Source organism: Pseudarthrobacter sp. Hb11 (genome assembly GCF_059383655.1).
In genome coordinates this window covers 31053-42770 of record NZ_JBWZCM010000005.1, presented here as the reverse complement: position 1 = coordinate 42770, position 11718 = coordinate 31053, and the positions used below count along the sequence as shown (strand labels likewise).

13 protein-coding genes are annotated in these 11718 nt (G+C 65.0%); 8 read left to right on the top strand and 5 right to left on the bottom strand.

What is annotated here, in order from left to right; translation table 11 throughout:
• Positions 1 to 76: 76 nt before the first annotated feature.
• The 6 genes from AC50X7_RS09875 (at position 77) to AC50X7_RS09850 (ending at position 5208) form a co-directional block, all read left to right on the top strand.
• A complete protein-coding gene (locus AC50X7_RS09875; protein WP_307096590.1) occupies positions 77 to 361 on the top strand; it encodes a DUF1540 domain-containing protein in 285 nt (94 codons plus the stop codon).
• Positions 362 to 605: 244 nt separating this feature from the next.
• Positions 606 to 2906, top strand: a complete 2301-nt coding sequence (locus AC50X7_RS09870; protein WP_494978838.1) for a carbon starvation CstA family protein — start codon at positions 606 to 608, stop codon at positions 2904 to 2906.
• Positions 2906 to 3109, top strand: coding sequence for a YbdD/YjiX family protein (locus AC50X7_RS09865; RefSeq protein WP_307096588.1), 204 nt, complete (start codon positions 2906 to 2908; stop codon positions 3107 to 3109). Before AC50X7_RS09870 ends, AC50X7_RS09865 begins: the two co-directional genes overlap by 1 nt.
• A 78-nt stretch (positions 3110 to 3187) precedes the next feature.
• The gene (locus AC50X7_RS09860) at positions 3188 to 3817 is read left to right on the top strand and encodes a bacterial proteasome activator family protein (protein WP_494978837.1); all 630 of its coding nucleotides are present in this window, start codon (positions 3188 to 3190) and stop codon (positions 3815 to 3817) included.
• A gap of 5 nt (positions 3818 to 3822) precedes the next feature.
• Complete coding sequence (locus AC50X7_RS09855) at positions 3823 to 4299, top strand: hypothetical protein (protein ID WP_307096585.1); 477 nt, start codon at positions 3823 to 3825, stop codon at positions 4297 to 4299.
• Between the two features lie 63 nt (positions 4300 to 4362).
• Entirely contained in the window at positions 4363 to 5208 is an 846-nt protein-coding gene (locus tag AC50X7_RS09850; RefSeq protein ID WP_494978836.1) for an aldo/keto reductase, read from the top strand.
• 167 nt (positions 5209 to 5375) lie between these two features.
• On the opposite strand, the gene AC50X7_RS09845 is transcribed toward AC50X7_RS09850, so the two are convergent.
• From AC50X7_RS09845 to AC50X7_RS09825, 5 genes are all read right to left on the bottom strand, one after another.
• Positions 5376 to 5561: a hypothetical protein gene (locus AC50X7_RS09845; RefSeq protein ID WP_494978835.1), complete on the bottom strand. Its 186-nt coding sequence runs from the start codon at positions 5559 to 5561 to the stop codon at positions 5376 to 5378.
• 38 nt (positions 5562 to 5599) lie between these two features.
• On the bottom strand, positions 5600 to 6571 hold the full coding sequence (locus AC50X7_RS09840; protein ID WP_494978834.1) for a hypothetical protein: 972 nt from the start codon (positions 6569 to 6571) through the stop codon (positions 5600 to 5602).
• A gap of 61 nt (positions 6572 to 6632) precedes the next feature.
• Positions 6633 to 7319, bottom strand: a complete 687-nt coding sequence (locus AC50X7_RS09835; RefSeq protein WP_494978833.1) for a DNA alkylation repair protein — start codon at positions 7317 to 7319, stop codon at positions 6633 to 6635.
• Between the two features lie 92 nt (positions 7320 to 7411).
• Positions 7412 to 7687, bottom strand: a complete 276-nt coding sequence (locus AC50X7_RS09830; RefSeq protein ID WP_494978832.1) for a hypothetical protein — start codon at positions 7685 to 7687, stop codon at positions 7412 to 7414.
• 219 nt (positions 7688 to 7906) lie between these two features.
• Positions 7907 to 8806 (bottom strand): DNA/RNA non-specific endonuclease, encoded by a 900-nt coding sequence (locus AC50X7_RS09825; RefSeq protein WP_494978831.1) that lies wholly within the window; start codon positions 8804 to 8806, stop codon positions 7907 to 7909.
• A gap of 151 nt (positions 8807 to 8957) precedes the next feature.
• On the opposite strand from AC50X7_RS09825, the gene AC50X7_RS09820 reads away from it, so the two are divergent.
• The gene (locus tag AC50X7_RS09820; RefSeq protein ID WP_494978830.1) at positions 8958 to 9458 is read left to right on the top strand and encodes a hypothetical protein; all 501 of its coding nucleotides are present in this window, start codon (positions 8958 to 8960) and stop codon (positions 9456 to 9458) included.
• A gap of 592 nt (positions 9459 to 10050) precedes the next feature.
• Positions 10051 to 11715, top strand: coding sequence for a beta-galactosidase trimerization domain-containing protein (locus AC50X7_RS09815; RefSeq protein ID WP_494978829.1), 1665 nt, complete (start codon positions 10051 to 10053; stop codon positions 11713 to 11715).
• Positions 11716 to 11718 lie beyond the last annotated feature (3 nt).

Genomic DNA, 11718 nt, shown 5'->3' with positions numbered 1-11718 from the left:
TTTTGATTGTTCCCGGCGGGCTTACATTGGGGTTCAGGAGCCGCCCGGTCAGGGCGCCGGATCAGGAGGACTTTCCATGACAACGCACGTCGCCGACTGCAGCGTAACGAACTGTTCCTTTAACGACCACACCAACTGCAACGCCGCCGCCATCACGGTAGGAGGCGCAGAAAACCACGCAGCCTGCGCCACATTCATCGACACAGGCCTTCACGGTGGGCTGCCCAAGGTGCTGGCCGACGTCGGAGCATGCCAGCGTTCCGAATGCGTGCACAACGACCACCTGATGTGCAAGGCGCCGGAAGTGCACGTGGGCCCGGGAGCCGATAACGCCGACTGCCTCACCTACTCGCACGCCTGACAACCCGTTCCGCCGCGGGCGGGAAAGAGGGCCTCCGTCCGGAACACCGGATGGGGGCCCTCTTTGCTTGGAACCGTCCAAGGACGGGCCGCGCCGCCGGCTGCAACGGAAGCGTGTCGTTTGGCGCCGGGTGCAGGCCGTTCGGCGCAGGGCCTTTCCTTAAGCGGCCAAATCCAGCCCGGGCCGCACCCGTCGTTGGTAGGGTGCGTGTCAGCAGAAGCGGAAAAAATCTCAAGGAGGAGACATGGCCGAAACGCCTGATAGTCGACGGAACGCAGCCCTGGGAGAAGGATCGGTGGCCACCGATACTGTCCTCCCTCCTTCGGCGCTGGATGAAAAGGTCCGCGAGGCGGAAGAGAAAAAATGGACGCCGGGTAAGATCGCGCTCTGGGCGGCGATCGCCCTGCTGGGTGGCGTGGCATGGTTTATGCTCGCGATCATCCGCGGCGAGACGGTCAACGCCATCTGGTTCGTGTTCGCCTCGGTGTGCACCTATCTCATCGGCTACCGCTTTTATTCCAAGGTCATCGAGCGCTACATCACCAGGCCGGATGATCGCCGGGCCACCCCGGCGGAGTACAAGGCGGACGGCAAGGACTATGTCCGCACCGACCGTAACGTCCTGTTCGGCCACCATTTCGCTGCCATCGCAGGCGCCGGGCCGTTGGTGGGCCCGGTCATAGCGGCCCAGATGGGCTACCTGCCCGGCACTATCTGGATCATCATCGGCGTCGTCCTCGCCGGCGCGGTGCAGGACTACCTGGTCATGTTCTTCTCCATGCGGCGCGGCGGGCGCTCGCTGGGACAGATGGCCCGGGAGGAACTGGGGGTCATCGGCGGCACGGCAGCCCTGATCGCCACCCTGCTGATCATGGTCATCATCGTGGCAATCCTGGCACTGGTTGTGGTCAACGCACTGGGCGAAAGCCCCTGGGGCGTCTTCTCCGTCGGCATGACCATCCCCATTGCGCTGTTTATGGGCGTTTACCTGCGGTACCTGCGGCCGGGCAAAATCATGGAAGTTTCCCTGATCGGTTTTGTCCTGCTGATGGCGGCGATCATCGGCGGCGGCATTGTTGCTGAAACCGCGTGGGGCGCCGAGCTCTTTACCCTGGACAAGGTCACTATCGCCTGGGGCCTCATTGTTTACGGCTTCATCGCTGCCATCCTGCCGGTGTGGCTGCTCCTGGCACCGCGGGACTATCTGTCCACCTTTATGAAGATCGGCGTGATCGTGATGCTCGCGCTGGCCATCATTGTGGTCCGCCCCGAGATCACCGTCCCGGCCTTCAGCGAGTTCGCCAGCAGGGACAACGGCCCGGTGTTCCCGGGAGCCCTGTTCCCGTTCCTGTTCGTCACCATTGCCTGTGGCGCACTGTCCGGCTTCCACGCCCTGATCTCTTCCGGCACCACACCGAAACTGGTGGAAAAGGAACGGCAGACCCGCTTCATCGGCTACGGCGGAATGCTGATGGAATCGTTCGTGGCCATCATGGCCCTCGTTGCGGCCATCTCCATTGACCGCGGCCTCTATTTCGCTATGAATGCTCCGGCTGCCCTCACTGGGGGAACAGTGGAAACGGCCGCCACCTGGGTCAACAGCCTGGGCCTGGCCGGCGTCAACATCACCCCTGACTTCCTAGCCCAGACCGCCAGCAACGTGGGCGAGGAAAGCATCGTCTCGCGTACCGGCGGCGCCCCCACCCTCGCGGTCGGTCTGGCGCACATCATGCAGCAGTTCATCGGCGGCACCGCCATGATGGCGTTCTGGTACCACTTCGCCATCATGTTCGAGGCCCTCTTCATCCTCACGGCAGTGGATGCCGGCACCCGCGTGGCACGGTTCATGCTGCAGGACTCCATCGGCAACTTCGTTCCCAAGTTCAAGGAAGCCTCCTGGCGGCCCGGCGCCTGGCTTTGCACGGCCATCATGGTGGGTGCCTGGGGCGCGGTGCTGCTGATGGGCGTCACCGATCCGCTTGGTGGCATCAACACGCTGTTCCCGCTGTTCGGCATCGCCAACCAGCTGCTCGCCGCCATCGCCTTGTCCGTGTGCCTGGCCATTGTTGCCAAGCGCGGAACCTTCAAGTACCTGTGGATCGTGGCACTGCCTTTGGCGTTCGCAGCGGTGGTTACCATCACGGCGAGCTACCAGAAGATTTTCTCGCCCACTCCGGCTGTGGGGTACTTCGCCAACAATGCCGCCTTCAGCAAGGCCCTGGCGGAAGGGAAGACGGAGTTCGGCACAGCGAAATCCGTGGCAGCCATGGAAGCCGTGGTGCGCAACACCGCCATCCAGGGCTGGTTGTCGGTGATCTTCGTGGTGCTCAGCATCATTGTGATCGCGACGGCGGTGCTTGCCACCCTCAAGGCGTTCCGCAGCCGTGGGGACGCGACAGCTTCCAAGGGCAATGAAGACCCGTCGAGGCCGTCCCGCGTCTTCGCGCCGGCCGGGCTCATCCCCACTCCTGCCGAGAAGGAGCTGATGGCCGAGTGGGACAAGGTCCCCGCCGAATTGAGGTTCGAGAGGGCAGGCCACCACTGATGAGCTCCGGACTCGCCGCGGTTGCGCAGGGCTTCCGGGGGTTTGCCCGTTACTTTGGCGGTGTGCTCGGGGCGGACGCCTACGCGAAGTATCTGGAGCACCACCGGGCGGCGGGCCACAGCACGCCGCCACTGAGCGAGCGAGAGTTCTGGCGGGACCGGACCGACCGCCAGGACTCCAATCCCCAGGGACGGTGCTGCTGATTGAGCCGGCAGCGGACAAAGCGTCAGCGGGCTTCATGGAGTGAACCCGCGGCGGATCGCTCATGAGAGTATGAACGCATGAGCGATCCGAAAGACACTCAGGCACCTGAGGACCTCCCGGTAGAGGGCACCACCATCGACGGCAGCCAACCGGCACCTGCGCCGGCAGCCGCGGCCGACGGCGGCAAGCCCAAAGGCAGCAACCTGCAGGATTTGGTGGATGAACCAGCCAAGGTGATGCGGATCGGAACCATGATCAGGCAGCTGCTGGAGGAAGTGAAGTCCGCTCCGCTCGACGACGCGGCCCGGGAAAGGCTTGCCGAGATTCATGAGCGCTCCATCAAGGAACTGGAAGATGGGCTTGCGCCTGAGTTGGTGGAGGAACTGGACAGGATCAGCCTCCCTTTCCCGGACGAGGCCACACCTTCGGACGCTGAACTCCGCATAGCCCAAGCCCAGCTTGTGGGGTGGCTGGAGGGGCTGTTCCACGGCATCCAGACTGCCATTGCCGCCCAGCACGCCGCCCGCGAGCACGCCGCAGCGCAGCAGCAGCTCCGCCAGCTTCCTCCCGGCACTGTAATTGCGCCGGGTGTGGTGATCGGCGAAAACGGAGAGCCCCAGCGGGCGTCAGCCGGACCCCGGGCGGGTGCTCCGGCACGACCAGGCCAGCCTCTTGACCCGGACCACGGTCCGGGACAGTACCTCTAGGGTCGTTGGGCTTTTTCAGCGCCGCCAGGCAGGGGCGCAAGGACGACGCGGAACTGGGGAAGGGATTGTGGCGCCGGGCCCACGACCGCTTCCACCGGGGGCTGGACCGCTTCCACCAGGTCCTCGAAGGGGTTGAGGACGACCAGCTCTACGGGGAACTGGTGGACATTGCCAATGAGCTGGCCGCACTGCTGGACCGCGTCAGGGCAGTGTGTGTGCAAGCACAGCAGCGGTCACCCAGCGAGGGGCTGGACATCCCTGCGGCCCTCGCCGGTGTCCACCGCTCGCTGTCCAAGGCCGGCAATTCGCTCGCCACCACCGCAGAAGCAGCGGCCATGCTGCGGCTCGCCGTTGGGCCCGTCCCCGTGGGAGCTGCCTCGGTCCGGCGGCGCGCTGAGGCAGTCTTCCAGCAAGTGGCCGACGCCGAGAGGCAACTGCGGGAGGAAAGTCTTGGCTCCCGGCAGGAAGATATTCCCGGTTAAGCGTGTGGCATAGTCGGCGCCTGATCTTCCGGCGCGGGGCATCTCGTTTGGCAGGATAAGGGCATGACTCTTACACCGACACTGACTTTCAACGACGGAAACCAGATTCCCCAGCTTGGCTATGGCGTATGGCAGGTTGAGGACGGCGTGGCGGAAAAGGTTGTCCGCCAGGCCTTCGAAGCGGGCTACCGCCACATCGACACCGCCAAGATCTACGGCAATGAGGCGGGCGTAGGCCGGGCCATCGCCAGCTCGGGCCTGTCGCCAGAGCAGCTTTTCATCACCACCAAGCTGTGGAACGCAGACCAGGGCTACGAATCCACCCTTGCGGCTTTCGAAGAGTCCATGGACCGGCTGGGCCTCGAGACTCTTGACCTTTACCTGATCCACTGGATGACCCCCAAGCGGGACAAGTACGTGGACACCTGGAAGGCTCTGATCGAGCTGCAGAAGCGCGGCCGGGTCAAGTCGATCGGTGTTTCGAACTTCACTGTCGAGGGTCTGGAACGGATCATCGACGAAACGGGCGTGGTCCCGGCCATCCACCAGATCGAGCTCCACCCGTACTTCAGCCAGCGCGAACTGCGCGAGTTCGGTGCCTCGAAGGGGATTCTGACGCAGGCCTGGTCACCGCTGGGCCAGGGCGGCGAGCTCCTGGAGGACGCAACGGTGGCGTCCATCGCTGACAAGCACGGTGCCACGCCTGCCCAGGTAGTTATCGCCTGGCACCTCGCAATCGGCAACGTGGTTATCCCCAAGTCCGTCACCGAGTCCCGCATCCGCGAGAACTTCGCGGCGCTGGAGGTCTCCCTGGACTCGGACGACATCGAGGCCATCAACGCGCTGGACCGCAGCGCAAAGGGTGAAGGCCGCATCGGAGCCGATCCTGCAGTTGCCGATTTCGCCTAAGCTGAACCGCGCTCCCGTCTAAGTACTCCGGTCTAAGCACACTGCTCTCAGCAGGCCGTTGACCCGCGTTGCCTGGGTAATTCCCGTGCAACGCGGGTTACCGCTTTAAGCGAAGCGGTCCAGGATCAGCACGATCTGTGGCTGCCCCGACTTTTGCCGGCATCGATTCAGGCGGCGATACGGACCTGCGGGACCGGGACTGCGTCCACGACGGCCCAGCTGTCCTCGCCGGCGCAGTGCCGGCTGGCGAACCGCTCGGCCTCGGCAAGGGTGCCAAAGGTCTCGGCGCGGGCACGGCCGCAGTCGGCGTCGAAGTAGGTGACGTGAAATTCCTGTACGAATTGGTTTTCCATAAATCCAGTGTGCAACCGGGGTCTGACATTCCCCGGAATCAGCTCCGCGTGTTGCCCAGCCGGAGGACCCGTTCCTGTGCCAGCATCGCTGTCCGTTCGGCCTTGTCTGCGGCCCGCGCCGCCTGTTTTGCCTCGGCAGTGGTGCCCGCCAGCCCTTTGCGGGACTGTTCCAGCCGGTCCTCGGCCGCCTTGAGGCGGTTTCGCAGATCCGATGCTTCCTGGGTCAGCTCCGCGATTTTGCTCCGCAGTTCGTCTGCCTGGTCCTGCAGGTCCCGGGCAAGCCGGGCTGCCTCAGCTTCTGCAGCCTGCGCTTCGGCCAGCGCGGTTTTGGCTTTCTCCAGCGCGGGTGGTGACGTTGGCCGCGGTGTCTGCCGGACTGCCTCAAGCCGCGGCTTGTCCGGCTTGGTCCGGTCGGTGCCCGCCGCCGTCGTACTCTCCTTTTGATCTTTTCGCACCGGCGCCTTGGCCGGAGCGGGAGCCGCCCGGGCTGCGGGCAGGGCGGCCGGGACTGCCACGGAGCCTTCAAGCTCCACGGCGTTCACGCCGTCCGCCGACAGTGTCTTCAAGAGCCGTCCGCTCTGGACAGCAGCAGCTGCGCCCTCATCCGCGGTCAGGGCTCGAAGCGTCTCCTCAACGTCGGTGGCCATCGCATCGCTGATGGCCCGGCCGTGCTGCTGAGCTACTGAGCGGGCCGTATCGACGGCGGCGGCCAGCATGGTCCGCCGCTCGCGTCCCAGCCCGCGAAGGGCCGCGGCATCCAGCGACGCCTGCGCCTCGCGCATCCTGCCGCCGAGATCCGCCAGTTCGGTAAGGGCTTCCGGCTGGTGCACGGCCAGCATGTTGACGGCCCAGGCGGCAACAGACGGCTTTGGCAGCGTGCGCACCGCTGCTCCGAGTTCCTTGTCCGAACCGGCAGCTTCCTTCGCTGCGGCGGCACGGGCCGCCACAAAGTCTTCCATCGGCTTGGCGTAGAGCTCGTTGGCAATCTCCGCCAGGGACTCGTCTTCCATGAACGCCATCATAGGTGCCGGCGTCGGCGCAGAAGGATACTCCTACGGCCCGCGGTTCCCGCTACTTATCGTGTTGCCGGCGAACCATTTCGGTTATCCAGCTGGGCGCATAGGGCGAGGTGCAGCCCGGGGGAGTTGGGTAGTCCTTGAGCACTTCCAGGCGTTCACCAATGCTGACGGCCCGGTCCCGGTGCTCCGCGTGCCCGATTCCGATTTGTGCCAGGCAAGTGTTCATCGCCCACTGCAGACGGCCCGGCGCGCCCTTCATCTCCGACTCAATGATGTCCAGCAGTCCGGCGAGGTCGAGGCCTTCGGGCTGCTTCATTACACGCTCGCTGGTCAGCGCCCAGCCTGCACTCGCTGCCACCGGATCGGGATCGGCGGACCAGGCCAGGCGCAGCTCTTCTGCGTGGGGATTCTTTTTTACCACGTAGTTCACGAGCCAGTCGTGCACTTTGGGGGTGCGGGCCTCGCGCAACATGGTGTCCAACTCGTCACGCCCGAACACCTTCGGACGGCAGACCAGGAGGGACAGCAGCCTCGCCGCGGTGTCGCCGGTCTCCCAGAGCTCGCGGGCGAGTTCCGGCTGTGTCTTCAGGCGCTTGGCAACGGCCCGCAGCTTGCCGAGGTTCACCCCGTGGTCGTCACCGTGTTTTTCGTTTACCTCACGTGCCCGCGGTTCCTCCAGCGCAGCGAGCTCCGCCATCAGCCCGGCCACGCTCGTCCCGGTCAATGCACTCCCGGCCATCGCGGTCTCCTCTCCGTCGCACACGAAGTTCAGCCTACGACGAAGCGGGCACTCCGCACGCGCATGCTGCCACCGGCTCGGGCCGGGCGCAGCTAAAGGCGACGCACCAGCCAGCTGGCGACCCACCGCGTGTCGTGCCCGCCGCCGTCGTCCCACTCCACCAACACGTGCGTGACGGTGTAGGCAATGGCGAGCCCGATGATGGAACCCACCTTCACCAGGGCGGGCCGGAGCATCAGGACCGGCCTGCCGGGTGCTTGCTGCAGGGCGTCCTCGCGAACGGCTGCTTGGGCCACACGGCCGAGCAGCTGCTGGGGGAGCGTTTCCAGTAGCGAGCGCTTTTCGGCTGATTCGGGGGACAGCGGCATGGGAAGTCCTGGAATATTGGAACCTGTGCACCAGTACCGTCTTCTTAGGCTGGAAGCACGCCACAAGGAAAACCGAATGGCCGGCAGCAGCCGTAGCCGGCGTGCTGCCGTATCAACAAGACTAGAAGCCAATTCCTTGCCATGCATGCGTAGGAAGTACTCGACTCTCGGACGGGTCAACTACTTGCCGGTGGATGGTTCCTGTAAGAACTGCCCGTCCTAGTCCTTGATGAGGTCGAAGTCCAGGTCCAGGTCCTCCGGGGACAAGAGCTTCCTCCAGGTGGTCGCTACCCGGGCGGAGGGCAGCTGCACCGCTATTGGCATTCGGTCTGCGGCGATCAGCTGACTCAGATCCAAGCTTGTCAGTGCGGCGATGTCCCTGATGGGTACCTGGAAAGTCCGGAACGGGCCCAACGGCGGAGCCTCGTCCACCGCCTTTGGCAGGGTGACGTCCGGCAGTTCGCCCAACTGGGCGGTCTGGTCCACTACGTAGCCCGTGGCTGCCAGCTCCCCGTCCTGCAGGAAGGCAGCGACTTTGAAGAACAGCAGAGGGATATCCACGCCCCGGTACACCGGATCGTTCTCACCGAAGACGGGTCCGGTAAAGACGATGAGCCGGCGCCCGTAGTCGGCGGCATTGTCGAGCAGGTAGGACTCGAGGCCGAGCCACAGGTCCAGGCCTTGGTTGAATTTTGCTGCCTGTGGAGCAGCGTTTGTGTAATGGAAGGTGTCCTGATTGGCCTGGGCTGCCTCCGCTCGGGAATCGCCCCAGACAGCGGAGGCACGGCGCACCAGGTGACCGCGATCGATATCGTTGCGTGCGTAGAGCCGCTCCCCGGTCTGCTGGTCTTCAGCCAGTCTGGGGTCCAGACGCCACTGGATTCCGGACCTGTCCAGGTCCATCAACTTCTCGCCATTGATACCTAGAGCAGTTATGGCGGCCAGACGCTTGTCGAGCCGCATAAGCACTGAGAAGTGTGTGTAGGGCAGCAGTACTGTCTCAGGACCTGCGAGGGCCGGTATCGGAACTGGAAGCCCCAGGAACCCGTCGTCGAACCCGGACCGGCCGGACAGATCATGTGCCGCAGCAGAATTTGATGACAACCACACTTCATTCATGGCCCGGACACTAGCAGCAGGAAATGACAATCGCATGAAAAGCGGTCTTTCGGCGGCTTGGACTGCGGGCTGAGGACCTGGTGTCATCCTGGTTCCAAGATGTGACCGAAAGGCAACCTTCACCTCCGCCTGCCGGTGTCATGCTGGGCCAATGAAGAGATTGTCAGTCCCGTTACTCCTGATCCTTGCGATCTCGACAGCAGGTTGCGCTACGCCCGGCGTGTGTCCTGCCATCGGCTGGAGCAACTCTGCCACCGTTGTCCTCGACGGGCCAGTGGACGGCGTGGCCAAGGTCCAGTTCTGCCCGGACGGGATCTGCTCCGTTACGCCACAACCAAGCACGGCACCCAAAAGTACCATCGCTCCCGGCCTCCCCGCCCTCCCTGGCCAGGCCGAGACCGCTGCCCCCGCGACGCCGGGACAGCCCGTCGGGGACCCGGACTACAGCCCGTACTTCGGCAGAAAAATCGATGACCGCACCTGGCAGTTCAGTACGCCCATGAATGCCCCCAAAAGAGCCACCGTCAGGGCAACGGCGGCAAGTGGTGAGGTACTCGCCGAACGCGAGGTGGACCTGACCTGGACCCGGGTCGGAGGGAGCGAACAATGCGGCGGCCCCTCCACGGCAGGGCCCATCACGCTGGCGCTTTAGTCGGCCCTGCCTGGTTGGTGGACGAGGGCCTTGGCATTTTCGGTAGTTACGTTGGAACGGTAGGTCCGCCGCACAAGGTTTTTCCAAACTGCGGCCTCGCCATTCGGAGGCAAGTCCACAGGCTGTTCAAAGGTTCCGAGGTTAGGGTCTGTGCATGGCAACCAGGAGTGCTAAGCCGGTAACGAGACGTAGGTTTATTGCAGCCACGCTCGGCGCTGGCGCCGTCGGACTCGGTGCTGTTGCCGTTAGCGCTGGATGCAGAAGCAACCCGCTCGGCGGCGCGCGCCCGCAGGTCGTGGAGCCGGCATCCCCGGAGCTGAGCTGGGTCTCCGACGCCCGTGTGGCGGGGTTCGAGAGCTTTGAGGATGATCCGGACGTCGACGCGCGGCTCGATGCGCTCGCGGCCTCGCACGTGAGCGTGGTGGTGGTCGATACGGACCTTTCCTTCTATATGAGCGAGGGGCTTTTCGAGGAGAGCGCGATCTACATTGACGCGTTGGCGCGGAAATGCCACGAGCGCGGTATGAAGGCGGTGGTGTATTGCTCGATGCTGGAGGCGCTCAGCAGGAACGCGGTGAGCGGGCAAGGCACCATGGGGAAGGATCACCCGGACTGGGTGCAGCGCGGCATGGATGGCCAGGCGAACGTGTTTGTTGGCGGGGGCCGGGTGTTTTGGGTGCCGGAGGGGACCGAGAGTGCCTGGCTCTGCCCCACGTCCGGGTACCGCGATTACTTTATTAACCGGGTGAAGCGGCTGGCGCAGACGGCGTTGGATGGCTTGTGGGGTGATGTTCCGCTGCTCTCGGACATCGTGGGCGTGTGGCCGTGCACGAACGAGACCTGCGCGGCCAAGTTCCGTGCCGAGACCGGGCTGGCACAACCCGCCCGGGTGGACTGGGACGACCCGGTGTTCCGCCGCTGGGTGGCGTGGCGGCACGGGATCATCCACGAGTTCGAGCAGGCGGTGCTTGCCGGGGCCCGCACGGTACGGCCCGACTTCGAGCTGATCGTCGAGACCGGCACCATGGATTACAGCAACGGCACGGTGCAGGGCCTGGACGCCGCCAGCCGTGACGACGGGGACGTGCTCCGTGCGTGGGAAGTGAGCTGCGTCAGCGACGAGACCGGCATGCGTGAGGCATCGGCGGATGACTGGATCTCGATGGCGATCATGATGCGGCACGGACGCGGCTGTGCGGGCAAGAACCCAAGCTGGGCGATCTCCTACGGCCGGCAGGCCGACGACGCCGAGCGGGTCATGGTGCTGGCCATAGCCGGCGGCCAGCGGCCGTACGAGAGCCAGATCCCGCTCCTGAGCCGCACCGTGGGTGATGCCTGGCGCGGCAGGATGTATGGCTGGCTCAAGGACAACAACGACATCTGGGCCGGCGGGAGCGCCAACCCGGTGGCGGTGGTCTTCTCCAGCGCGAGCCGGGATTATGTCGACAGGAACTCCGGTGTGGGGCTCTACACCAGCACCAACGCCGCTGATGAGCTCTGGTGGACCACCAGGCAGAGGGATTCGGCGGTGTCCCTGCCCTACGTCGGCGAGTACCGCGGCATCTGCAAAGCCCTCATCCACGCGCACGCCCCGTACGACGTGGTCACCGCACCGCACTTGTCGGCCGCACGGCTCGCGCCCTACCCGGTGGTGGTGGCGCCGCGGCCGGCGGCACTCTCGGATCAGGAGATCGCCGGGCTGAAGAGCTACGTCGAGGCCGGCGGCACGCTGGTGGTCACCGCCGGTACCGATGCCGGCGCCTTTGATGAGAACGGCGCGCAGCGCCCGCAGCCGGCGCTGCTGCGCGCGTTCGGCATCAGCCCGGGCCCCGACTGGTCGCGCACGTCCTACCGCGACGGCGCGGTGATACTGGTGACCGGGCAGGTGGGGCAGCACTACTACGAAAGCGACGATGCCGCAGTGACAACCGCCCTGGCGGGGATCATGGAGGGAACCGGGCGCACCATCGTGACCGACGCGCCGGCCGAGGTCGTCATCGACCTGCGGCAGCGCACCGAGCACCGCCTGGACGTGCTCTTCGCCAACATGGACGGCCTCGATACCGGCGGGTTCAATCCGCAGAGCGCAAACTTCCAGGTGGCCATACCCTGCGGCGGGAAGACACCCCGGCGGGTGACCGTCACCCAGCCAGGAGACACGGGCCCCGCGGAGACACCTTTCACCCACAAAGATGGCCGAGCCGTCTTCGACGTGACCGTAAACGCCCTCTTGTTGGCGCGTATCGCAGTCACTTAGTGC